Below are 24,053 nucleotides of genomic sequence, written 5' to 3' on the forward strand. Positions count from 1 at the left end.
TCCCCTTTAACCCATAATTAAAAAGGTTCGATCGGTACATATATATCAACTATATGTTTATTTTCCGGGTGCCGTCTTGGGTCATTTTTATACATTTCAAAAGGATACGAATCTCTCGGTTTATATCCGCTATTAGGAAGCCACTCACCGTATAAGAAATCCCATGCTCCTTTATATTCATCCTGGAATATTTCAAAATGACCTACCGCATACTTTCCAGAAGGTATTACCATTATTCCAATGTCGCTCGTTTCTACTGGGGACCCCTCTGGAATTTTTATACATAAACTTGTTCTTAAATGATTTTCTTCAGTAAATTCATGATGATCGTGGTAAATGGTTAATACTTTCGTATCCTCAAATACATGACAGTTTTCCTTCGCTGCGTAATGAAATAATTTCTCTATCATTTTTGGAAAAGCTATCGTTAACTCTTCATATGTACCGATATGCCTTATGTATGCGACGTGTATATCGTCCGCTGTTACAATTTCAACATTTCCTCGAACCTTCTTACATTCATTGTATTGAGGAATTCCCCTTACGTCTTTGCAATTCTTGCTATTATCGTTTCGATATTGAGATGGACTTATTCCGTAATGACTTTTAAATGTGCGGGAGAAAACTGCTGAATCTGTAAACCCGAAGTGATACGCAATATGTGTAATCGTCATATCTGTGCGATATGTAAGTAGATTTGTTGCCCTTTCTAACTTCAATCGGTTTACATACCGTGATAATGGCTCGTCTACTATCCCCTTGAAAATCCGATGAAAATGAAACTTTGAAAATCCTGCTATATCCGCTAGCTCTTCAATGGATAGTGAATCATTTATGTGTGATTCTATATAATCTTGCACTTTATAAATGCGTCGTAAGTATTCATTTCTACTTTGTTTACTCTCCATATTTTTATCTCCTCACAACAAAAAGGCTACCGTTAAGCTAGCCTACTTTTACACATTTTTCAAAAACAAAACTCTACTACCGCCGTTCCCATCATAATTTGTATGTACCGATACACCCTCTACCTCATCATCCCCGGCCTCAATTCGAAAACCGATTTCTTGATGAAACTGTATCGACTTTTTGTTAATTGGTGACGTAATTGCTTTTACAACTTTACGATTATTTGCACGAGCGATATCAAAGAAATAAGAATACAATGTCGATGCGATTCCTCTTCTTCTATACTTCGGATTGACACCGATAAAATGAACATATGCTTCATCTTTATATGTTTGTGAAAAGAATCCACATAAGAAACCTAACGTTTCGCCATCTTCTTCAATGATAAAACTCGTTTCTTGAAAATGAACGAAGAACAGTTTTGGCAACATAGCAGCCATATCTCTACCGCCCCACCAATCATTTAAAACAGAATGAATCTTTACATAATCTTCCCCTTGGATGTTTCTTACTTGCATATGTTTCTCCCTTTCACTCACTTCATTTTTTCATAAATTTTAATGACCGTTTCTACTAAAAGGATGAATACCCATATCCCGCAAAATACAAGAACAGACTGGAATAAAGAACCTAGCATAACAATACTTATTAAACCTAATTCTGGGCCTGAAATGGATATTTCATCAAATCCTATATTATGTATAAATGGACCAGTTGAAAAAGCCATCAAAATAGATGCTATTAAATAGATAACACTCATTATTTTTAATATTTTTATAGAAAGATACGAAGTTTGTTCTTGCTCCACTTGTGATAATTCGATTTCACCGCTCGCAATTCCTTTTTGCAAACAGTCCTCACATAGAAATTCTTCCTTAATTTTTTTACCACCGTGCAATGTACCTGTAATTTCTTTACACCTTGAACATTTTCGATTTATCATGTTGTTACCACTCCAATCTATTAAGATTATACTTATATCATTCTGCATTTACCTTAATATCCCTTTTATGTATTTTATAGAGAAAGGTCGTGTTTTATGATTTCAAAACTTACGTTTGGCTCGAAAAAGCGTACCGTTCATTATGTATTAAGACCTAGTTGTTATGCAGTTATTTTCCATTCATCTTCTTCAATGATTGCTGTTATCCAAAAAGGAGACCGTTATTTTTTACCTGGTGGTGGTATGGAAGGTACCGAAACAAAAGATGAATGCTTACATCGTGAACTACTAGAGGAATTAGGATGGGCAATTGAAATTGATCAGTATATCGGTAATGCGGCACGATATTTTTATGCAGAGAAAGAAGATACATATTATTTAAACGATGGGTTCTTTTATATTGCGAACATGGTGCAGAAACAAACTGAAAACTGTGGGGAGGATCATGTTTTACGATGGATGTCTCCATTACTTGCTGTTAAGCTTCTCATTCACGATCATCAAAAATGGGCGGTTGAACAAGCACTTTTATTACGAAAACAAAAATGATCTCCTTCTATATGAAAGAGATCATTTTTACTATTAACTGACTTTTTTCAAATTGAAAGCAGGCTTTTTCATTCCACCTTTTTTTACAACATATAAGCCGATGAAGATAATAAGTCCGCCAACGAGTTGCATCATATTAATTTGCTCTCCAATTGTAACTGCCGCAAAGATAACTGCGAACAATGGTACGAGATACATATAAACCATTACTTTCGTTGAGCCTATTTGACTAATACCGACATACCACATTGCTAGTCCGAAGATGGTCGCAAAGATGATTGAATATGCTAGTGAACCCCAGCTTGGCGTATCTACTGGCCATGTTAAAGAGTTTACGTTGAATAAACAGTATATAACAAGTGGTACAATTCCAATTAAAGTAGACCATGATGTAACTCTCATTGCGGAGTATTTTGTAATAAGAGGTTGCGCTAATATTGGATACCATCCCCACGCAATTGCTGCGACTAATCCAATTACATTTCCGAGCCACGCATATTCGTAAGTAGCTCCTCCTGTATGTCCTGTTAATAAAACAAATGCTGCACCAATAAACGCTACTATTGAACCAATTTGTACTTTCATCGAAAAACGTTCTTGTTTGTGCAATACTGCTAATATCCCTGTAAATATAGGTGACATCGCAATTAATAATGAGGCGTTCGTTGCTGAAGTATATTTCACAGATAACATAAACATCGTTTGATACATTGCTGTACCAACGATACCGACTACTACTAATCGTAACCAATCTTTTCTTTCAATACGTAATGAGCGTTCCATCATAAATGTAATAAGTAATAAGACCGGTGATGCTACTAAAAATCGTAAACTATTAAATTGAATGGATGACATATATGCCACGCCATACTTTCCTATTGTATAATTTGCTCCCCATACTAACGCTACTGATACTAGGAGCCATTCCATTTGCCATCTTTTCATCCGAATCTCCCCTTCCATATTTAGCATAGTAAAATTGGCTGGATATAGCACCGTCCAATTGGCTGTTTTTTTACCCAGCCAATTTGTTATACTTAATGTATATAAGAGATACGGAGGCGTTTGTATGGAATGGAAGCTAGATAGTGACAGTAAAATCCCTATTTATCAGCAAGTGGTTGACTTTATTGAAAAACGTATTACATATGGAGAACTTCCTCCAGGAAGCTTCCTCCCTTCAGAACGGAAATTAGCTACGCAGTTAAATGTAAACAGAAGTACAGTAACGACTGCTTATAATGAACTTCGTGCTATGGGAATTGTAGAAAGTACGACTGGTAAAGGTACACGTGTGAGTACACATATGTGGGGCGTTTCTCCAACATTAACGCCGAACTGGAGAAATTTCGTAGAAGGTGGTACTTTTTTACCAAACTTACCACTACTTCGCCATATTCGGGCAGAAGTACAACAAAATGAAAATATTATAGATTTCGCTAATGGAGAACTCGGTTGTAATCTTTATCCTCACGATCAACTACAAACGATTTTACGTGAACAACCGTTAACGCATTCATTAAGTTACGATCATCCGCAAGGCTATCTCCCGCTAAGACAAGCGGTCGTAAAATATATGAAGGAATATTTAAAAGTTGAGGCGACTGAACAATCCATTATGATTACATCCGGCGCTCAACAAGCACTGCACCTTATCGTGCAATGTTTATTAAATCCAGGTGATGCTGTTGCTTTCGAAAGTCCTTCACACTGTTATTCCCTGCCGTTATTCCAATCAGCAGGTATTCGTATTTTCCCATTACCTGTCGATGAACACGGCATTAATCCAGACGATGTACAAGAGCTATACAGAAAGCACCGCATTAAAATGATTTTTTTAAATCCAAATTTCCAAAACCCTACGGGGACGATGCTTCATCCAAACCGTAGAAAAAAACTATTATCACTTTGCGCAGATTTACGAATTGCAATCGTTGAAGATGATCCATCTAGTTTGCTGACGCTAGAAAAGAAACAACCTTGTCCTACTTTGAAATCAATAGATGAAAATGGAACTGTCATTTATGTACATTCTTTATCAAAAATGATTGCGCCAGGATTACGAGTCGGTTGGCTTGTCGCCCCGCAGTCTGTCGTAGAGCGATTATCAGATGCACGGCACCAAATGGAATTAGGAATGAGTATTTTCCCGCAGTGGCTTATGCAACAATTTTTTGAAACTGTACCATTTCAGTCTCATATCGTACCGTTACGAAAACAACTAGCAGAAAAAAGAGACGTTATCGTTCGTGCCCTAAACGAGCAACTTCATGATAAAATCTCTTTTTCAAACCCTACTGGTGGTATATACATTTGGGGGAAATTAAAAGAACCTATAAACGAAAAACAAATCATTATGCAAAGTTTAAAACAAGAAATTGCTTTTATGCCAGGTAGTATTTTCGGTGCGAAAGATGGTTATATACGTTTATCTTATGGAAAAGTGGATATTGATCAAATTGAGGAAGGTATTTCTCGTTTACGCGAGGCTATTTTGGTATGTGAAAATAACTTTAAATAAAGCTTTCTCGTTTGACAAAACCTAAATCTACCATTATTATCAACTCGAACCTATTTATAGGAGTGATAAAATGAAGATTTACGTTGATGCAGATGCTTGTCCTGTAAAAGATGTAATTATTTTTGAGGCTACGAATGTGGAAATTCCTGTTACCCTCGTTACTAGCTTTTCACATTATTCTAATGCAGAGCAGCCAAAAGGTGTCGAAACAATTTATGTTGATTCTGGAGCAGATGCTGCAGATTACCGGATTATGCAGTTAGCAAAAAAAGAAGATTTAATCGTAACGCAAGATTACGGTCTTGCTTCACTCGCTTTAGCAAAAGGCTGTATCGTACTACACCATAAAGGCTATAAGTATACGAATGACAACATTGAACAATTGTTACAAACACGGTATTTAAGTGCAATGGTTCGCAAAAGCGGTAAGCGTACAAAGGGACCGAAACCATTTACAGCAGAAGATAAAGAGAAATTTAGAGCACTCTTTAAAAGTATGATCGCCCATTAAAGATGAACCTTCTTTTCGCAAGGAAAACTTCGCAACACAAAGAAGAGAATATCCAAATGAACATTCTCTTCTTGAGGTTTACCCGTTTAAAATGAAGGTAAATTATCTAAGTTATTTTCCTTTATTCCATCAGGTTCACTACGTATAATATCTCTGCCATACTTATGAAATACGTCTACATGAGCTAACTTCCCTGATTTTGCTTCTTCAAGGGCAGTCATATAATCTAACTCTCTCCCGCTACTTGTTTTAAACGCAATTAAATCACCATCATCATTTTTACGAACAGCAACAATTTGTTCTGCTCCTGAATTAACTTCATGGTCTACTTCAAATTGAGCTTGTTCTTCTCCTTGATGTAAGTAATCATTATAAACTTTTTCAAAGTCTTTTTTGTCCATAACATTCACCTCCAACACATTTTTTAGTATGGTTGGGAGGTAGTGGTTTTATGTACTTTTCTCTTAGAAAAACGTATTTTTAATACCTACGCAACCCTTCCAAAGTCTCCAATATATCCTCTGTAAAGGCTGTACTACCCTCTGTCTCTAAAACTCTAAAATATAAACTTCTTAAGAAAGCTCTAATATTTTGTACTAAAATATCATATTGAGGATGCGGGATGTCTTCAACAATTGCTATACTATGTAACCAGTTGCTCCACTCTTCTTCAGTTAAAAGATTTTGGTTACGTAACGACATAATTGGTGCTACTAATCTCTCATCCTCAAAGTGAATGTATACGTAGTCATGTAAGCGTACCTTCTGGCGAACAGCAGCTAGTATTGCATATGAGAACTCACGATTTTGGATTGTACGTGCTAAAGCATCGAGCGCATCTGCTGCATGTGCAGTAGAGTGTGCCCAGCCTTTTCCTTCTACGTATCCTCTTACATCTTCTTCTAAATATACATATTCTAGTACTTGTTCTGCCACACTATACAGCTGTTCTTCAGATAACAGTGGTTCTCTTTCATGAACAGATAAAATAAGCGGCGGAATTAATACAGAGAACGCACGTTTAAAGACAGAATCTGTTCCCTTTTCACCAATTTTATAAAATAAATAATCAGGGCTAATTGCTTGCAGCATTAATCCTCGTAATTCTTTTTGTCTAAACACATCATTTGTAATCCATTTGTAAAGCGTACTATAAATTAAATCATCGCGTAATTCAGCATCAGTTGACCCGATATAATCTAACATCCACTGTGCATATGGATAAGCATCTACGTCTTCTGGTACAGCATAATTATTATTTTTAATTTGTAGTAGTTCTTCTTTTAGTTCTAGTACTTCATTCATTATATTTCTTGTCCCCTTTTTGCGTTTTTTATTGTCTTATCCCCTTTTATTTGCTTCATAAAATTAATTTAATTATAACAATAAACAAAAGGCTATACATATATTTCTGATTATGTAATACGCTCATTCATGAAATATAACTTCTGGATTTCCTAAATCACTATTCTGAAATACAACATCCGCACAACTTTTCGGATTATGCTCATCTATATACATCTTACAGGCCGCATGATATCTGTTTAAAAACATTTTCTCAGCTTCTTCATAACTTCCAAAAGCCTCAGTCTCGCGCTTTGCACCACGTTTTCTCGCAATCTCAAAATCTGTATCTACGAAAATTTTATAGTCAAATAAATGCTCTACGTCTTTTTTCAATAGAAACGTCCCATCTACTATTAGTACCATATTAGGTTGAGCCAATAGCTGCCCATTATGGACAGGTATATCCGTTATTAAGTTATGAGAAATCGTATCATATTGTAAATTCCCGTTAGGCCCTAAAGGCTTTAATAATCTTTCTTTGAAAGCTGTATAATCGTGTGCATCTTCATAATACCCTCTTGCAGATTCTTTTCCTTGCGCGTATCGAATTGCTCTCGGATTATGAAAATCATCAATGCTGGCGCGTGTTACTGGTAATCCTCGTTTTTTTATTTCTTCCGCTAGTTCGTTTGCAAATGTTGTTTTTCCCGACGCTGTAATACCACTTACTCCAACTCTTGTTGGGTGCGTTAAATTTAACATTAAAATATGATTAGCAATTTCTTTTATACATTGTTTTCGGTTCATGATATTTCTCCCTTCATTTAGTTTACATAACAAAATTATAATTAACTTTTATGTCACTATTTGTCGGTAAGTCGATATCCTTTGTCGAATCGTTGATATATTTTAAGTTATGATAGATATATTTGAAAAATCGTTGATATATTATGATTGGCTTACTTCCCCTTAAACCCTCGATATAAAGCAGTCCGTAACTCTTGTTTGTATTCTTCAATTTCTGGCATATCGAGCTCTTCTGCCAGCCTGATAGCTAATTCAATATCATACGGTACTCGTACGAGTTGAATAGAAAAGCTCGCTGCTTCTTTTTCATTGTAAGTTCCTTCAAATATTAAATAGGAAGCTTGTGTTATTTCAAGTGGGTTTCCTACGCTACCGGCATTACATAACGTTTTCCCTCTGAAATTTTGAACGAACGCTTGGTGAACGTCACCGTAACAAACGACATCTGGTTTTCTTTCCCCTTCTATATTCTCTGTGAGCTCACTATTTTCGAACATACTAATACGCTCTTCTCTTGAGGCATGTGGTTGAATTCTTTCATATAAACTTCTCGGTGAAGCGTGGAACATACGGATCAGTTTGCCGCTCATAAAAAATTCGATTGAAAATGGTAAGCTTCTTAAATAGTCATTTTGTTCTTCCGATAATTGTTTTTGATGCCATTTTAACGTTTCAAATTCAGTCGGTTTTGTAATGAAATCATCCCAGTTCCCCATTACAACTCCTTCACATTCTTTACGAATGATTTCAATCACTTCGCTAGAATGAGGACCTTTTCCGACTAAATCTCCAAGACACACGACGCGCTCGATTCCTCTTAATTTAATATCTTGCAGTACAGATTCTAATGCTGGAATATTACCATGTATATCTGAAATTACCGCTATTTTATCCAAATGAATCCCTCCATTACTTATAGTTTATTATATCCTCATGTTGTGATTGATACCATTTTGGAATATAGGATGAAAAATGATTATGATCTTCTAAAATTCCGTTCAATCTTTCCTTCATATCATTTACTAAATGTGGCGTGCTTCGGTTTGTCCATACGATATCAGCTGGGAATGTCATTGCTGCATATAATGAGTACAGTTTCCAAAAATGAAGCGACGGTTCGCCTCCGCAATATCCGTGAACTTGTCCAACCGCAAATGGTTTACTTATTCTTGTAGTAAAAATCGCTACGTTATAAAAATCATGTATTGGATCACCAAAATCATATCCACCAAAATCGATAACGATAAACTCCTTATTATGAATCATACTATTTGCTGGATGGAAGTCATCGTGTAAAAAGGTAATAGGGCGATTTTTCAATAATTGTTTATGCTCCCCTACAAATCTTAATACTGGCTTCAAATCAAGGAAGTCTATTTCATAATTTGCTAACGCTTCTACGTATCTTTCGTATTTATTCCATCGAACTGTTTCCCATTTATTACTTGCACTTTCTCTTTCAATTGAGTGAATCCTCTTTAGTACTTCTCCTGCTTTTCTTCCTGCATGGTACTGTTCTTCCACGGATAGCTTCCCTAAACCTTCTTCACCATTTATACCTTGGATCCATTCAAATACTTGAACACATTTATTTATTTGTTCAAGTTTTATAAAATGAATTAACTTAGGCGTTGGAATATGTAATGACTCTAATTGTTTCATATACATATATTCTTCTTGTTTACGTTCAAAATGAACAGCATCACATACTTTCACAAAATATGTTACTCTGTTTTCTAATTCTATTTTATATTTCTCTTCATGTGAAAAACCTTTTGAAATAACTGTACACTTTACAATACGAGGCCATTCTAGTTTACTCTCTATCTCTCTAAGCATTTCCTTCACAACGTTCACCTCTATCAATATATGTACAAACTATGTAACACTTCATGCTCTCGTTTATTTTCACCTTTAAACTCCACTGCAAAAGGATTTTCGCCATTCTTATTCAGATGTTCTAGCACTAGCCCTTCTCCAATCGGCTCACAAAACTGCACATGAATATCTCCAAATACTACACTTTGACACTCGGCATTCCATTTTTCACTTTTCACAACTGAGCTTGTAGATAGCCCCATTACTTCTTTCCATTTCCGCACCGTTTCTCGAACGTTTTTCACTGCATAATGGATCGTTTCAATTTGTTGTACTTTATTTTTATGTTCCGTGATTGTTCCAATGTTACGTAAATCATTTCTTCTTTCTTCGTCCGTTTCATTCCATTGTATAAAGAAAGGTAATTTCGGTCCGTTCTCTTCTTGCTTTACAAATAACATTTTCCATTCTAAAAGGCGACCATCTTTTCTCATACGTTTCCCTTCAAATGGTCCTATCGTATGTAAACCGTGCTTACTAAACTTTACTGCTAGGTCTTCAATTGCATCTGTTCGAATTGCGATTTGCAGCATTCCTTCTCCGTCTTGTAATTTCACTACTGTTTCTTGTACTAATGGATTGTCTGCTTCTTTCGCTTTTTCTTCATGCTGCACTGCTAAAAATTCGATATATGATAAATCAAAATAACATAAACTATTCCAAGTACCCCAAGTAATATGCTCTCCACCTATTGCAGTATAAAATCCGTGCGCCTGCATTTGTTTTGCCGCTTCTTCCGGTGTACAATGTACGGCGTGTACTAGATGATCAAATCGCAACATGTCCTTCTCCCCTTTCTCTCCATCCTTTTATTGTATATTTTATTTTTCTTTCATTCAATTCAAAAAACTTTAAAACCCAGTTGATTTATACGATTAATATGTATTATAATGAAACAAATTTAATTATTGCTGATTGGAAAAACCAAAGGCACTTTTCTCATACGGGAAAAGTGCCTTTTTCATTTATTATTACAGGGGGATTATTTATGCAGAAATTAATTGTCTTTGCTATTATCGGATTTTTCGCTCAATTGATTGATGGGGCACTTGGAATGGCGTATGGGGTAACATCTACCTCACTATTATTAATGTTTGGTATCGCACCGGCTGTAGCTTCCGCTTCTGTTCATTTAGCTGAAGTCGTTACAACCGCCGCTTCCGGTGCATCTCATATCAAATTTGGAAACGTTGATAAATATACAGTTTCCAGACTTACATTACCTGGAGCAATTGGTGCATTTGTTGGGGCATGTTTTTTAAGTAATTTACCTGGCGATGTAATTAAACCGTACATTTCCGTTTTTTTATTTACTTTAGGGGTTTATATTTTATTACGATTCGTCCTTCAAAAACAAATTGTTGCTTCAAATAAGCGTATGTCTGCAAAACAACTTGTGCCGCTTGGTTTATTTGCTGGATTCGTTGATTCAACTGGTGGCGGTGGCTGGGGGCCGATTACGACACCCGTTCTTCTAGCAAGAGGAAATGAAGCTAGAAAAGTTATTGGATCTGTAGATACGAGTGAATTTCCTGTTTCACTCGCTGCAACAATTGGTTTCTTCATCTCACTTGGCTGGGAACAAGTAAGCTGGGTTTGGGTATTTGCCTTAATGCTTGGCGGTATTGTCGCAGCTCCAATTGCTGCATGGTTAGTTCGTATCGTTCCAGCACATTTACTTGGGGTATTAGTTGGTGGTCTTATTATCTTTACGAATATACGTACACTGCTGACTACATTTAAAGTGGATCCAACTATTATTTCACTTTCTTACGTGGCAGTTGGTCTTGTCGTTATTATTTCTATTTTCATTGCTGTTCGCAATCATTCCAAGCGTTCTAACGCATCGACAGCCGGATATCCGAATGATCAAAAACAAATGCTACCATAACGATAAAAATACCGCCCGATATACTTCGAGCGGTATTTTTTATTTTTCTATTTTCCAATTAATCATCGTTTCTGTAGCATTTACTCTCTTCATATGTAACTTTTCTAAAACACGAATCGAACTATAGTTATCTAGGAGTGTCTCTGCAATTATTGTTTCTACCTCTCCTGTTTTGAAAGCCCAATCGATTAGTTCTCTTACAGCTTCTGTTGCATAGCCCTGATTCCAATATTTCTCAATAAATCCATAGCCAATTTCTACTGTTTGCTTCTCGTTTGGTTTCCCTTTAAACCCAATATCACCTAAAAAGCTATCATCTTCTTTCCGAAGAACATACCACGCACCCCATGGTAATATAGCTGCATCTTGTTTTACATTCTTTACATGCCCTACAATATGCGGACCGCTATTGTATCCTTGCTCGTTAGCAATTTGAATCCTCTCTTCTGTACACGGCACTATATAGAGCCTTTCTGTTTCTAATTTCATATTGATTTCCCCTTTTCAATTAAACAATACCTCAATTTTACTAAAAATAAAAAGAATATTCATTCTATCCGTTAAATTTATACTTATTCTTTGAAACGAATTTAAGGAATAATCCTCTTTTGATAGTTATGTCGAATTATATTTTTCTGAATTTTCTTTTAATTTAGAGGGTTTTTCAATATTTTTTGCGAAACATTTGTATAACAATTTTTTCTTTGCTTATTGCTACATAATAGTAGGTTCGGGTGGAGTTTTGCAAGCGTTTCCTATACAATAACCGATATTTTTTGACTTTTCCTAACAAAATATCTTGCAATATATTCAGAAAGTCATTACAATTGCCATATATTAAAAATCTTAGCAATATATCAAATCCTCATCAATCCGATGAGGTAGAGGTTGCGACTTTTATGAGTAAAACGGACGAGACACAGAGAATGTCACCAACTCCGTTTGAAAGGAAAGGTTGCCGAAGTTTATATTTCTTCTCTGGAAATATGAGCTGGGGCTGTCTCCGAAAGGAACAGAACTGTCACGTTTACAAATTACCGTGTAAACGTGGGGTGCTATCTTAACGGAAGGGTATGATGGGGTGGTTATTTGTGAAACGTTCCGCCAAATTCCTTTGGCGGTTTTTTGTATTTTTCTCCCCCGCTCCTTCCTAACCTACAAGAAAAGGAGTGTTGAACATGAATAGCGCAACAAATCAATCTACCTCTAAAACGCAAACTACACAAGGACAAGGTGAATTAAAACGCGGATTAAAATCTCGTCACCTTACGATGATTTCTCTCGGTGGTACAATTGGTACCGGACTATTTCTTGCCAGCGGTGGTGTCATCCATACAGCTGGACCTGGTGGCGCATTAATTGCATACGCCGCAATTGGAATTATGGTTTATTTTTTAATGACAAGCTTAGCTGAACTTGCAGCTTACATGCCTGTTACTGGATCTTTTAGTACGTATGCAACAAAATTTGTTGATCCATCACTTGGCTTTGCACTTGGATGGAACTATTGGTATAACTGGGCGATTACGATTGCTGCTGAACTTGCAGCTGTAACATTAATTATGAAATTTTGGTTCCCAGATACTCCTTCTCTTATTTGGAGTGGATTATGTTTAGCTATTATTTTCCTTTTAAACTATTTATCTGTTAAAGGGTTTGGTGAATCTGAATATTGGTTCGCACTTATTAAAGTAGTTACTATTATTATCTTTTTAATTGTTGGTTTCATGATGATTTTCGGAATTATGGGCGGCGAAACTGTTGGATTTAAAAACTTCACAGTTGCAGATGCACCATTTAACGGCGGTATCATGGCAATTATCGGTGTATTTATGGCAGCTGGTTTCTCCTTCCAAGGAACTGAATTATTAGGAGTAGCTGCTGGTGAAACATCTGATCCAGAACGTAATATCCCAAAAGCAATTCGTTCAATCTTTTGGCGTATTCTTTTATTCTATATCCTTGCGATTCTCGTTATCGGTTTACTAATTCCTTATACAACTGAAAGCCTTGCTGCAAGTGATGTAACAGTAAGTCCGTTTACACTTATTTTTGAAAAAGCGGGCGTTGCCTTTGCTGCTTCTGTTATGAACGCTGTTATTTTAACTGCTGTACTATCTGCTGGTAACTCTGGTATGTATGCATCAACTCGTATGCTTTGGGACTTAGCTCGCCAAGGAAAAGCACCAAAGTTTCTTGGTAAATTAGATAGCCGCGGTGTACCTGTTAACGCATTAATCGTAACGTCAATTGTTGGTAGTATTGCTTTCATTGCTTCTTTATTCGGTGACGGTGTTGTATACATTTGGTTATTAAACGCATCTGGAATGTCTGGTTTTATCGCATGGGTCGGAATTGCAATTAGTCATTACCGTTTCCGTAAAGCATATATCGCACAAGGAAAAGATTTAAAAGACTTACCATATAGAGCAAAATGGTTCCCATTCGGTCCAATCTTCGCATTTACACTTTGTATCATCGTAATTTTAGGACAAAACTACGGCGCATTTATGGGTGAAGCAATTGATTGGAACGGTGTACTCGTTTCTTACATCGGTTTACCACTCTTCTTAGTACTATGGTTAGGTTATAAATTTACGAAAAAAACAAAAGTGATTCCACTTGATAAATGTGAACTAAAATAAAGTGAAACGAGCAAACAAATTTGTTTGCTCGTTTTTTGTTGCAAACCTCTTTCCTTTATTATTGCTCCTGTTTTTGCAATAATAAAGGAAATATAAATAAAGGTTGGGATACAATGAACATTCGTATTACTGATGAAGCAAAAGCAGCTATACGTAGATTAGAACGTGAAGATAAAAAGATCGTTCGCATTAGAGGAACAATGACGAACTCTTGTAGTATTTTCGTTGATGTCGATTTAATTTGGGATACATATAACGCAGATGATGTTGTATATGAAGATGTAGAGCTTATCGTACAAATGGATTCATTCACGAAAGAATACACTGGTGATACAGTGAAACTTGATTATAAGACGACAGGTTTTAGTATTACGACTCCGAGTGAGACTTTAGTTTATGGATTGTCGATTAAAAAATAAAAATTGTTTTCATTTGACCACCGAGGTGAAAAAATGGGTAAATATGTTCCGTTAAAATTTTTATTTAATGAAGAATTAGCAGAGAAAATAGCTGATTCTATTTGTAAACACGATCCTAATTTTTCTAAAAGAATCTTTGTAGATTCTGTAACATATAAAGTTGAAAATTTAGAGTTAAAACAACGTATTGAAGTAATAGCAGATGAATTACACAATGCTTTACAAAAAGATTTTAATGTAGCAATACATATATTACTGAAAACATTAGGACCAGAAAATACAACAGAAGTAGGCACATTCACAAACGGATATATGTACATGCCTATCGCAAAATACGTTGAAAAATATGGTCTGAACGATTTTGAAACCTCATTCAACACCATGTATGAAATAACGAAAAGGAATAACGCTGAATATGCCATTCGGCCTTTTCTTGAAACATACCATGAAGACACACTAGACATATTACAACAGTGAGTTCATGACCAAAACAGTTATCTCTATCAGTGTTTCAGTAGTTTGGAACAAAAGGCTGCTGGTACTAGAATGAGTTTGCTTAATTTCCCAGGCTTTCTAACGAAAGGAATGGGGATTGCGATTGTAGGTGGATTATTATCGATACATTTGCTAAACCGAAAATTACTACCTATGAATGCTAATTCTTTCACTCATTTGTATAGTAATTTACTATTACTTTTTGCAGGAATCATATTGATTAGCTGGTTGGTTACTATGAAAATGTATAAATGCTCCAGAAGAAATATATATCAAGTGAAAAGATTCATTTTTCAATAACTTTTTTGTTATATTTTTCAATCTAGTGACGTTTCTTACATCAAGATTAAACAACTATATTTTTAACCCCGATCTAAATTTAGATCGGGTTATACTTATTTGGACTTTTGAAATTAAATAACTTTATTATCATTTTACATATAAAAAATCAAAATTTAACAATTTACCCTATATGCATTATAAAAGGCTTGTCTAAAATAATGTATATGTCAAGAAAACTTGTCTGTAAGTTGAAATGTTGTAGAATCTAGAGTCCGAATATGCTTACGGTAGATCCTCCTAATCATACTCGCCTGCGTCGGATGGTCTCTAAACCCTTTATACCACGTATGATTGAGGACCTTCGTTCCCGTATTCAGCAACTTGCCGACGAATTGTTAGTTGCTGTACAAGAACAAGGAAAGATGGAAATTATTGCAGATTTTGCTTAACCACTACCCATTATTTTCATTTCAGAGGTGCTTGGGATTCCCGCCACTGATCGAAACCAGTTCCGCAAATAGACAAAAAACTCATGGACACCTCTGTGGAACCTATTCAGGGAACTGAAGTTAAAACAACACTTAAAAGTTTATTCATTACATTGAGACATTACTTAACGAAAAGCGTCTAAATCCTGATTCTGATTTGATAAACGATCTCATTCAAACAAGAGAGCAAGAAAACAAGTTGAATAAGAACGAGCTTCTTTCGACAATTTGGCTATTCATCATCGCTGGACATGAAACGACAGTTAATTACATAGAGAAGTCAACGTCTTTTTTATTTTAGGGGAACTTGTTTTGTTAATTTGATATTTACAGTTAAGTTAAGTTAAGTGACATTTGATTCTCATAATCCGTATTATCTGAAGTTAATAAAGTCTATTACACTCTCTTCTTTAGGAACGTTTCCATAATATCTTTCTTAAATTTTTCATAATCAAACTGAAAAGCTACATTATGCGTTTTATAGCCTGGATTAGTAACAAAACGAAAATCTGCAATGCTTTGACCAAATCCTTCTCCTTGATCAGGGATTACTTTAATAGGTACTCTTGAAAGACTAACAGCGTCTTGATTTAGCAAATACCAAACTGTTACAAAATCATGCATAGGACTTCCACTTATACCAGGATTAGACTTGGAGTAGAAATTATAATAATAATCTAACATAGGTTTGATGATGAGTCCTGCAAGATCCTGTGTACTCCGATGAAATGCATCAATTTGCTGGACCATTTCGGGTGTAACAATCGCGTGTTGAGTCACATTTAAAGGAATAATCGTCAAGTTCTTTGCATGCTGCAGAATTAAGTTTGCTGCATACGGGTCTGCGTAAAAATTAGCTTCAGCCACAGCAGTTACGTTACCTGGATAGAAAAAAGCTCCCCCCATGCAAATGCATTCTCTTACATTTCGCATTGTTTCTAAATTTAATACAAAAGTCGTAGCTAGCGAAGAAAGTCTTCCTAAATTGATAATTGTAAGATCTTCTAAATTTGATTCTATAATTTGATAAATATCATTTAAAGGATAAACTGGATATGAAATTTCAGGTGGAATAATAGGTCCTAATCCAACTTTTCCATGTACCTCAGGGAAATACTGAATCACTATACCTGTCAACGGTACAGAAGCACCAAGGAATACAGGTATTTCTTCTCTTCCCGCAATGTACTTTAAATAGTTAATATTTCTTATTACATCTTCTCTTGATACATTTCCATAATCGGCCACAATTCCTACAAGTTGAATGTCTTTACGAAAAAAGGTGTACAGTATAGCAAACGCATCATCAATCCCTAAATCTGTAAACAGGAGAACCTTTTTTTGCATATCTCTTCCTCCAAAATTTATAGAATTCTACTTTCACCAATGATGCAGTGATTAGAATACGCTTGTATATATATTTTTTATGTATTCTTAAAGAGTGGATTCTATTCACTTGAAATAGTTTTGCTTATCTAAATCTGATATTATATTCAAGCACAAAATACATAAGGGTATTAGAGATATGGAAAAATCTGTTGTTATTGAGGAATTTACATCGGATTGGGCACTACAATTAGGGCTCACCATATCAAAAACGAAAATTGTACGTTTAGACACAAAATTAACATATTTTGATTAGCTCCCTGTACGTTAAGGAATTAGTTTCTATATTTGAGGAGATGTATGTGACAGGTGTATATTTAGGGGAATCTAATATTCACCATTCAAATATGATAGAATAGAAGTATATCCAAAACGGAGGAATAACAAATGAACTCAAACACAAAACAGTTTATTTATGATATCCAGCAAAGAAAGAACAATTATATAGAAAATGCTCTAATAGCAATACAACACCCTAAAAAAGAGCAATCTGAACAGGTCATTCAAAATATAGTAGAGAAGATGGATATGATGATTAGTCTAGTTACTACGTACATGAGGATTGAATCTGGATCTATGGAAGAATTAAAAGAACTTCAGAAAGAAATTATCCATGCTCAAGCATATATCCAAAAACGAAAATTTGAAGAAACACAGAGATAAAACCCTGTGTTTTTATTTGATTTATAATGCTAATCTATTATAAATCAAATTACATGTGATTATTGTTTTGGCATAATCCATACAATTTGTTGAATGCGTACAATATATGGCACCGTATCTTCAATGAGCAAATGATCTAGTTTCACATCCTTTAATTTACCTCTTATATTGCCTCTTACAGTTTCAATAACCACATGTTTACCAATTACTGATTGTAATGTCTGATATACATAGGGATTAGGCACACTTACCATATTTTGTTTACTAAAGTCATTTCCCTCCAAATAACTCATTCTATAAAACTCCTTTCTAACTTGCATTCTTTCTACTAATATATGATATAAATCTTATAAATATGCTAGAAGGATAATTCATTATATGGACGGAAATAACATTTTAATAGGGTACGGTTTCTATTTCTACATTGCTAAAAAAATGATTTATATAAAGTTACTTTTACTAGTTAATAGGAGATGATAAAGGGATATTTTGAATATACATCTAGGTTGTTCCTTTCTGGTTATGTATCATTTTAAATACGCCCTTTATTAGAATAGTGCTCATACTTTTTTTGAGATTCTTTCGTAATACGTGCGTTAAGTAAAATTGCTAACAATAAAAACACTCCATATTTTCCGCCTGTAGCTCCTATGATAATCACACTACTACAAACAAGTACAATTAATAGGATAAACGAAACTAAATAAATACGATCATAATTCTTTGACATCTTCTCGTATTTTATGCGTTCTTTCCTTGCATCCATTTTAATTCCTCCTTTAGATGATCCATTTCACTCTCAGATAAATCTCGGCCTTAAAAAGGAAACAATCTATCGTTTTAAATAATTAGTTTGTTTTTTTATCAACTAATTTATATAACGTAAAAAGAAATCCTACCAATATTAAGCTTTCCACCATGATAATCTCCATCCTCTCCTTCCTTTTAACCCCAACACATCAGATAAAAGTTATGTATATCCCATATTAGCTGCAGCAAGCAAAAAGGATCCCCCTTTTCTTAAAGGCTGATCCTTTTCTCCTTGCATGCAACTATTTTTACCTATTCTTGATTAATTAGAATAATAGCTGGTCCATCTACACGAATTCCACCAACTTCGATTTTTTCATAAGGCTCAACTGTAATAGAAATAATCCCTTCTCGCTTCTTTAATTCATTACTTAATTCTTTTGTTAACATTTTTTTCATGTGCGGACTCCTTCTTACTGCTTAATTTACTATTGTTATGTAAATAAAATAAAAAATGGTTTCTTGGTCTGGAAACCATTTTTTGTAGTTTACCATATGGTGTTACCAGTTCGTTTATCAATTTTACGTAAAGAAGATAAACAATTACTATTCACTGTCTCAGTAGATGTAAGGAACTCTTAAAGCTGGCGGTGAGATTGATTGTTTTTTCTTCTAGAAATAATGACTTAGATAGTATATTACCTAAAACAATGAAAGCCCTACCTCTCTTTCATCCTTACGGCTCCTTGTCCGTGCCAGTGTGAATCAGGATTGCAAAAATCAAGTGACTATTTAATCGAGTTATTTAATGAAACTTCGAATGTTCGTAAAATAAATTTAAAAATAAAAATGGATTAGATTGAAGTAATAACAAAAGAGGTTCCTACTCTAAAAGTGAGTTGAAGAAATTGAATGTCTTTGAAATGATTTACTTTTAATACTCATCATATTCTCGAAAAATTCAGGATGTTTTCGGGAGATATAATACATTATCTATAATAAACCTTAACAGAAACTTTTTATTTGATTTTCAGTGATTCCTTTAATTAATTCTAGTTCACTGACCAAAAACTTATATGCATCATCCAACAATTTTTTTTCACTTGTATTCAGTGTTTTTTCTTTCTTCATACGCATTAAATCGCGTACAACTTCAGCACCTTCTTGTATTTCACCCGTTTTTATTTTGTCCGTGTTCACTTTATGCCTTTGTTTCCACGGCAGTAATTTACATGATTTTTCATGCTAAAAAATGTGTATAATGTGTTTTAATGCAAGTATATCAGTAACTGGGCGTATATTCGAATTCAATATTTTACCCGTAGGAATCATGACTTGCATATTACTGATTGACATTTTGATGACATAATACTGTTGTTTTTCCCCTGAGAATTCTTTTTCTTCTATGGCTTCAATTATACCTGCTCCGTGCATTGGATAAACAATGTTATCGCCAATTTGAAACATATAATCCACCTCCATATGTGGTAACCTTTTCAAGCTTAACACATATGTTGTTTTTTATCAAATATTTAATAATATCACAAGTTCATTTTAGGTGTCAATTACTTTTTTCTACAAAAGTTAAATCAAGTAAAACAGCCGTAAAATACCAAAGAGCGTTCGAGATTTCCAATAAAAGAAAAGGGAATCCATACGCGTATATCCTGAAATCTCCACCCATTAACGTAGATCAATTTCCCCTTGAAAACGGCCAAATCGATCCCGTATTTTTTTCAATCTTATATGATACTCCAAAATCTCAATTCTTGATTTTTCTGCTAGAGGGGCAATTGGTCGTAAATCTTTTAACCCCCAATACTCAACCACTACATCAAGTACTTGATCAAAATATTGTAGTGGGCCATAGTTTGCTTCTTTTGCAATCACAGCCATTCTATTTTCAAAATCAGGCATGACGGCACCTGGCATTTTAAAATTCCTAATCACATTGGCAATATGGTAGCAATAATTTGGTTCCAATTCTAAATGTGTTCGAATAACGTCTCGATAAAACGCATAATGAAGTGTTTCATCTTTTGCAAGACGGCGTAATAATGTAGCAAGATCTGGATCATGCTTACTTGCCACCTTAGCTACATTATTGTAAAACACCATTGTTGCAAGTTCTTGTAGCGTCGTATATGTCATGGCTTCGATTGGTGTATGAAAATCAGGCTCAAATCCACACTCAACGACTGATTTTCTTAATTCATGTATACGTTTAGGGTTTACACTTCGAGTGAGTAGTAAATATGTCTCTAATAAATTCGAATGTTGATCCTCTTCTGAGGTCCAAGTATGAATAAAGTCTGTAATAACAGAAAGGGAACCTTTAAAAGTCGCAGATAAATACGTTGTAAACCATGGTAAATTCACTTCTGTTAATAAAGCTGTTTCAATGGCCGTAATTACACCAGAAGGGAGAGTAACTTGACTTTCATCCCAAGGAACTCTTTTAAAGTCCATTCCCTTATCCCATGGTAAAAACTCATGATAAGCCCAGTCTATCTTCTGCGCTCTTATTTTATGTTGTTCATACAGTTCTTTTAAACGTGGTTCTAATCGAAAATCTAAATCATTTGTTAACATTTAAGTGCCCCCTTTTTCTTACCATGGATATTCATCCTATTTTTATCCTTAAAAATTTTCTACAAATAAATATTACTTTCCTTTTTTAAAGTCAAACAAAACAAATTTGTAACAAAATTTTTTAAGAGCACTATATTTTTATAGGATTTTTTTATTAAAAGGAGGACCGTTACATCTATTTTCTTTTTTATAAAATAGATACTGAAACATACAATATGTTAGTTAGCCTAAATAATAGCTTTGACAAGTGCCAACCCAATTCCATTCGAGCCAAGCTTTTTAGAACTACTTGATTTATAGAATCGTTCAAAAATATGAGGTAATTCTTCAGCTAAAATTCCCTCTCCAAAATCTTGGATCACTAGTTCGATATAGATTGGAGAATTTTTGACCTGAATCATTATGTTACCACCTGGTTTAGAATGTTCTATTGCATTCTTCAACAGGTTTAACAAAGCTTCCTCCATCTATATTTTTTCGTGAATAACGATTATTTCTCTCGGTGCATTCCAATTAATATATTTTTATCACTTATCATGCTTTCCAAGCGATTTAGAACTTCCTTAGTCATATCTACTAAATTCCCTAGCTCTTGATCAAAGGATTTCCACTTATTTATCCCGAATATATAAATAACCATTCTCACAAGGAGCGAATTTATATGAATCTATTCGAACATGAAACATAAAACTGCTTCATTTTAATAAGAGGTCCTCCCTTTTTCTTTTCTCATCATATTATCCATTAAAAAATAGGAGGACAAATTTATGAAACGTGATCCATTATTTTTAACTTTATTAGAAAGTGCAAATACAAACTTTAGTGGCTGGGATTTTTCTTTCATTTCAGAAACGGGTCGAATGAAGAGCGAGCCATTATCGTGGTCGTACGGCAGTACTGCTTTTCAGCTTATGCAACGTGCAGAATCAATGCTCGATATGGGTACTGGTGGCGGAGAGTTTTTATCTATGTTACAACCGTTCCCGTCAACTACATTCGCTACTGAGGGCTACGCTCCAAACGTGCCAATTGCTCAGAAGAAATTAGAACCTTTAGGGGTTACAGTTGTGGCAGTAAGTGATGATACTGCTTTACCATTTCAAAATGAACAGTTTGATTTCATTCTGAATCAACATGAACCCTATTCTGCTTCTGAGGTAAATAGAATACTTTCTCCTAATGGAATATTTCTTACACAACAAGTTGGCGGTCTTGATTGCGTTGAACTTAATGAACAATTGGGTACGCCTCTAAATAGTGAGTTTGCAAATTGGTCTCTCGAAACTGCATGCAGTGAGTTAAACCAAAATGGATTTACTATTTTAGAAGCAAAAGAAGAATTCCCTTTCCAACGTTTTTATGATATTGGCGCTATCATCTATTATTTAAAAGCAATTCCGTGGCAAATTCCTGATTTTACTGTCGAAAAGTACTTTGAGGAGTTATATCGTATACATGAGATTATTTTGCAAAAAGGATATTTAGATGTGAATCAACATCGATTTATAATTAAGGCGATTCGTAGCTAACAAAAAGAGGTGGCAAAGCCACCTCCTTTTTGTTCCGTTTACGTATATTCTCTACTCTTTCACCATAAGAAAAGTTATATCATATATATTACAATTCTGACCAATGAATTGTATTTCTGAAACATATAATCACCTCGCATATATAATGAGAGCAAAAACGTGATTTTTCACTATCCTCTTCTATTGAGAAATGAGTTGTTTTTCATATCGCTTATTCGCATCATCTTCCGTCAAACATGCAGTTGTGTAATGAATAATATTCCGGTTATCATACGTGAATATATGTTTTAACTTATTTTCTTCTGTTAATACTGTCGGTAAGTATTTTGGTAAATTGCTAACAACACCTCTATTATCACCATCTAATATCCAATCAATTTCTTTCCATTCTAATAATCCTTCAGCCGTACGAAATGGTGTATTCATTTGCATTCCATCTGGCAAATCAGCAACGAACACATACATTCCTTCACTAGCCTGGGGCTCATCTTTACCTTTAAAACCAACAGTCCCTTTATACATTACACTTGAAAGTTCTATACCCGTTTCCTCAAACGTTTCTCTAATTATTCCTTCGTATGGCGTTTCATTATCTTCTATTTTTCCTCCAACACCATTCCACATCCCCATATTCGGCTTTTTATTTCTATTTAATAGCAGTATTTTATCGCTTTTTCTAATAAAACAAATTGTGTATTTGTACATACAATCATTTCCTTTCATTTTCCACATGAGTTATTTGGCTTATTTTCAAGTAAAAACACTCGCCTTACAATTCTTTACTACATAATATATAGTACAACTTTCATGCGTAAACACTTTACGTCAAACGAGAGAATCCTTTTTAGAAAGGAGAATTTAAAATCGATAATATAAGCAATGAATTTCTAAACCAATATTACAACAGCCTCGTGTGGTTAAACGATACACACTGGTTCGGAGTTCCAATCTGTAAACTTCCCTCTGACCTCTTTTTGTATCAAGAAATTATTTATGAATTAAAGCCCGATTTAATTATTGAATGCGGGACTTTTCACGGTGGTAGTGCACTGTATTTAGCTTCTATGTTAGATTTAATTGGAAAAGGTCACGTACTTACTATCGATATAACTCCGCAGCCAAATCGGCCATCACATAATCGGATTACGTATTTAACAGCCTCTTCTGTTTCTGTGCAGGCCGTCCAAACAATAGTAAGCATGCGCAAACCTGATGATGTGGTTTTAGTTATTTTAGATTCTGATCATAGTAAAGAGCATGTATCCAAAGAACTATTACTATATAAATCTATCGTCACTACTGGCAGTTATATGATTGTAGAAGATACCTCCATTAATGGAAATCCGCTTCTTCCCGATTGGGGTCCTGGTCCGATGGAGGCTGTGGATGAGTTTTTAACTAAAAATAATAACTTCATAATCGACGAGTCTAAACATAAATTTTTCATATCATTTAATCCAAAAGGTTTTTTAAAGAAAATAAAGTGAAACTTTAATAAGTGGGGTTTT

The 24,053-nt window shown here is 34.7% G+C and carries 26 protein-coding genes, 5 pseudogenes and 1 riboswitch; of the genes and pseudogenes, 12 read left to right on the top strand and 19 right to left on the bottom strand.

Annotated features, from left to right (window positions below; all coding sequences use genetic code 11):
• Positions 1-17 precede the first annotated feature (17 nt).
• Genes CN409_RS00655 through CN409_RS00665 form a run of 3 tightly spaced genes read right to left on the bottom strand, consistent with a single transcriptional unit; the run spans position 18 to position 1,852 of the window.
• Complete coding sequence (locus CN409_RS00655; protein WP_000444276.1) at positions 18-908, bottom strand: AraC family transcriptional regulator; 891 nt, start codon at positions 906-908, stop codon at positions 18-20.
• 48 nt (positions 909-956) lie between these two features.
• Entirely contained in the window at positions 957-1,427 is a 471-nt protein-coding gene (locus tag CN409_RS00660; protein WP_001198087.1) for a GNAT family N-acetyltransferase, read from the bottom strand.
• A gap of 17 nt (positions 1,428-1,444) precedes the next feature.
• Positions 1,445-1,852 (bottom strand): DUF3980 domain-containing protein, encoded by a 408-nt coding sequence (locus CN409_RS00665; protein ID WP_016081101.1) that lies wholly within the window; start codon positions 1,850-1,852, stop codon positions 1,445-1,447.
• A gap of 96 nt (positions 1,853-1,948) precedes the next feature.
• Between CN409_RS00665 and CN409_RS00670 the strand changes: the two genes are divergently transcribed.
• Complete coding sequence (locus CN409_RS00670) at positions 1,949-2,401, top strand: NUDIX hydrolase (RefSeq protein WP_000624007.1); 453 nt, start codon at positions 1,949-1,951, stop codon at positions 2,399-2,401.
• 33 nt (positions 2,402-2,434) lie between these two features.
• Here CN409_RS00670 and CN409_RS00675 read toward each other — a convergent pair whose 3' ends face one another.
• Positions 2,435-3,346 (bottom strand): DMT family transporter, encoded by a 912-nt coding sequence (locus CN409_RS00675; protein WP_000832991.1) that lies wholly within the window; start codon positions 3,344-3,346, stop codon positions 2,435-2,437.
• A 124-nt stretch (positions 3,347-3,470) separates the two neighbouring features.
• Between CN409_RS00675 and pdxR the strand changes: the two genes are divergently transcribed.
• Both pdxR and CN409_RS00685 read left to right on the top strand, forming a co-directional pair.
• A complete protein-coding gene (pdxR, locus tag CN409_RS00680) occupies positions 3,471-4,922 on the top strand; it encodes a MocR-like pyridoxine biosynthesis transcription factor PdxR (protein WP_000454934.1) in 1,452 nt (483 codons plus the stop codon).
• Between the two features lie 70 nt (positions 4,923-4,992).
• Positions 4,993-5,433, top strand: coding sequence for a YaiI/YqxD family protein (locus CN409_RS00685; RefSeq protein ID WP_000708771.1), 441 nt, complete (start codon positions 4,993-4,995; stop codon positions 5,431-5,433).
• An 86-nt stretch (positions 5,434-5,519) separates the two neighbouring features.
• On the opposite strand, the gene CN409_RS00690 is transcribed toward CN409_RS00685, so the two are convergent.
• From CN409_RS00690 to CN409_RS00715, 6 genes are all read right to left on the bottom strand, one after another.
• The gene (locus CN409_RS00690) at positions 5,520-5,834 is read right to left on the bottom strand and encodes a DUF3892 domain-containing protein (RefSeq protein ID WP_000358166.1); all 315 of its coding nucleotides are present in this window, start codon (positions 5,832-5,834) and stop codon (positions 5,520-5,522) included.
• Positions 5,835-5,913: 79 nt separating this feature from the next.
• Positions 5,914-6,738: a DUF2785 domain-containing protein gene (locus CN409_RS00695; protein WP_086390627.1), complete on the bottom strand. Its 825-nt coding sequence runs from the start codon at positions 6,736-6,738 to the stop codon at positions 5,914-5,916.
• Between the two features lie 123 nt (positions 6,739-6,861).
• Entirely contained in the window at positions 6,862-7,527 is a 666-nt protein-coding gene (locus tag CN409_RS00700) for a nucleoside/nucleotide kinase family protein (RefSeq protein WP_086390628.1), read from the bottom strand.
• Positions 7,528-7,679: 152 nt separating this feature from the next.
• Positions 7,680-8,423, bottom strand: coding sequence for a metallophosphoesterase family protein (locus tag CN409_RS00705; RefSeq protein WP_000357646.1), 744 nt, complete (start codon positions 8,421-8,423; stop codon positions 7,680-7,682).
• Positions 8,424-8,436: 13 nt separating this feature from the next.
• Positions 8,437-9,375: an aminoglycoside phosphotransferase family protein gene (locus tag CN409_RS00710; RefSeq protein ID WP_000661761.1), complete on the bottom strand. Its 939-nt coding sequence runs from the start codon at positions 9,373-9,375 to the stop codon at positions 8,437-8,439.
• A 14-nt stretch (positions 9,376-9,389) separates the two neighbouring features.
• Positions 9,390-10,187, bottom strand: coding sequence for a VOC family protein (locus CN409_RS00715; protein WP_000943330.1), 798 nt, complete (start codon positions 10,185-10,187; stop codon positions 9,390-9,392).
• A 98-nt stretch (positions 10,188-10,285) separates the two neighbouring features.
• Here CN409_RS00715 and CN409_RS00720 point away from each other — a divergent pair, with 98 nt between their 5' ends.
• The gene (locus CN409_RS00720; protein ID WP_002082558.1) at positions 10,286-11,296 is read left to right on the top strand and encodes a sulfite exporter TauE/SafE family protein; all 1,011 of its coding nucleotides are present in this window, start codon (positions 10,286-10,288) and stop codon (positions 11,294-11,296) included.
• Positions 11,297-11,335: 39 nt separating this feature from the next.
• Here CN409_RS00720 and CN409_RS00725 read toward each other — a convergent pair whose 3' ends face one another.
• Complete coding sequence (locus tag CN409_RS00725; protein WP_000764593.1) at positions 11,336-11,785, bottom strand: GNAT family N-acetyltransferase; 450 nt, start codon at positions 11,783-11,785, stop codon at positions 11,336-11,338.
• A 385-nt stretch (positions 11,786-12,170) separates the two neighbouring features.
• Positions 12,171-12,362, top strand: a riboswitch (Lysine riboswitch).
• Between the two features lie 112 nt (positions 12,363-12,474).
• On the opposite strand from CN409_RS00725, the gene CN409_RS00730 reads away from it, so the two are divergent.
• The 5 genes and pseudogenes from CN409_RS00730 to CN409_RS32205 all read left to right on the top strand — a co-directional run.
• Entirely contained in the window at positions 12,475-13,941 is a 1,467-nt protein-coding gene (locus tag CN409_RS00730; RefSeq protein WP_001083394.1) for an amino acid permease, read from the top strand.
• A 113-nt stretch (positions 13,942-14,054) separates the two neighbouring features.
• The gene (locus tag CN409_RS00735) at positions 14,055-14,360 is read left to right on the top strand and encodes an iron-sulfur cluster biosynthesis family protein (protein WP_001026197.1); all 306 of its coding nucleotides are present in this window, start codon (positions 14,055-14,057) and stop codon (positions 14,358-14,360) included.
• Between the two features lie 33 nt (positions 14,361-14,393).
• Positions 14,394-14,834, top strand: a pseudogene (locus CN409_RS00740) (hypothetical protein); the annotation flags it as partial.
• A 10-nt stretch (positions 14,835-14,844) separates the two neighbouring features.
• A pseudogene (locus CN409_RS32200) lies at positions 14,845-15,155 on the top strand (tetracycline resistance MFS efflux pump); the annotation flags it as partial.
• Positions 15,156-15,409: 254 nt separating this feature from the next.
• Positions 15,410-15,899: pseudogene (locus CN409_RS32205) on the top strand (cytochrome P450); the annotation flags it as partial.
• Positions 15,900-16,021: 122 nt separating this feature from the next.
• Here CN409_RS32205 and CN409_RS00760 read toward each other — a convergent pair.
• Positions 16,022-16,972 (bottom strand): nucleoside hydrolase, encoded by a 951-nt coding sequence (locus CN409_RS00760; RefSeq protein WP_001170286.1) that lies wholly within the window; start codon positions 16,970-16,972, stop codon positions 16,022-16,024.
• 426 nt (positions 16,973-17,398) lie between these two features.
• Here CN409_RS00760 and CN409_RS00765 point away from each other — a divergent pair, with 426 nt between their 5' ends.
• Positions 17,399-17,674, top strand: a complete 276-nt coding sequence (locus CN409_RS00765) for a hypothetical protein (RefSeq protein ID WP_001087711.1) — start codon at positions 17,399-17,401, stop codon at positions 17,672-17,674.
• A 59-nt stretch (positions 17,675-17,733) separates the two neighbouring features.
• Here CN409_RS00765 and CN409_RS00770 read toward each other — a convergent pair whose 3' ends face one another.
• From CN409_RS00770 to CN409_RS32615, 6 genes and pseudogenes are all read right to left on the bottom strand, one after another.
• Entirely contained in the window at positions 17,734-17,967 is a 234-nt protein-coding gene (locus CN409_RS00770) for a YuzF family protein (RefSeq protein WP_000120816.1), read from the bottom strand.
• Positions 17,968-18,206: 239 nt separating this feature from the next.
• Positions 18,207-18,440 (bottom strand): hypothetical protein, encoded by a 234-nt coding sequence (locus CN409_RS00775; RefSeq protein WP_000340032.1) that lies wholly within the window; start codon positions 18,438-18,440, stop codon positions 18,207-18,209.
• A gap of 296 nt (positions 18,441-18,736) precedes the next feature.
• A complete protein-coding gene (locus CN409_RS00780; protein ID WP_000738546.1) occupies positions 18,737-18,883 on the bottom strand; it encodes a BC1881 family protein in 147 nt (48 codons plus the stop codon).
• A 546-nt stretch (positions 18,884-19,429) separates the two neighbouring features.
• Positions 19,430-19,891, bottom strand: a pseudogene (locus CN409_RS00785) (CarD family transcriptional regulator).
• Between the two features lie 216 nt (positions 19,892-20,107).
• Positions 20,108-21,016, bottom strand: coding sequence for an acyl-ACP desaturase (locus CN409_RS00790; protein WP_097981878.1), 909 nt, complete (start codon positions 21,014-21,016; stop codon positions 20,108-20,110).
• A gap of 230 nt (positions 21,017-21,246) precedes the next feature.
• Positions 21,247-21,620, bottom strand: a pseudogene (locus CN409_RS32615) (sensor histidine kinase); the annotation flags it as partial.
• Between the two features lie 163 nt (positions 21,621-21,783).
• Here CN409_RS32615 and CN409_RS00800 point away from each other — a divergent pair.
• A complete protein-coding gene (locus tag CN409_RS00800) occupies positions 21,784-22,545 on the top strand; it encodes a class I SAM-dependent methyltransferase (RefSeq protein ID WP_097981877.1) in 762 nt (253 codons plus the stop codon).
• A 180-nt stretch (positions 22,546-22,725) separates the two neighbouring features.
• Here CN409_RS00800 and CN409_RS00810 read toward each other — a convergent pair whose 3' ends face one another.
• Positions 22,726-23,250, bottom strand: a complete 525-nt coding sequence (locus CN409_RS00810) for an NUDIX hydrolase (protein WP_000280180.1) — start codon at positions 23,248-23,250, stop codon at positions 22,726-22,728.
• Between the two features lie 158 nt (positions 23,251-23,408).
• Between CN409_RS00810 and CN409_RS00820 the strand changes: the two genes are divergently transcribed.
• Positions 23,409-24,032 carry a cephalosporin hydroxylase family protein gene (locus tag CN409_RS00820; RefSeq protein WP_265736909.1) on the top strand — a complete coding sequence of 208 codons (624 nt, stop codon included), beginning with the start codon at positions 23,409-23,411 and terminating at the stop codon, positions 24,030-24,032.
• Positions 24,033-24,053: the final 21 nt, after the last annotated feature.

This window comes from Bacillus sp. AFS012607, from assembly GCF_002558005.1.
GTDB classification, from domain to species: domain Bacteria; phylum Bacillota; class Bacilli; order Bacillales; family Bacillaceae_G; genus Bacillus_A; species Bacillus_A thuringiensis_S.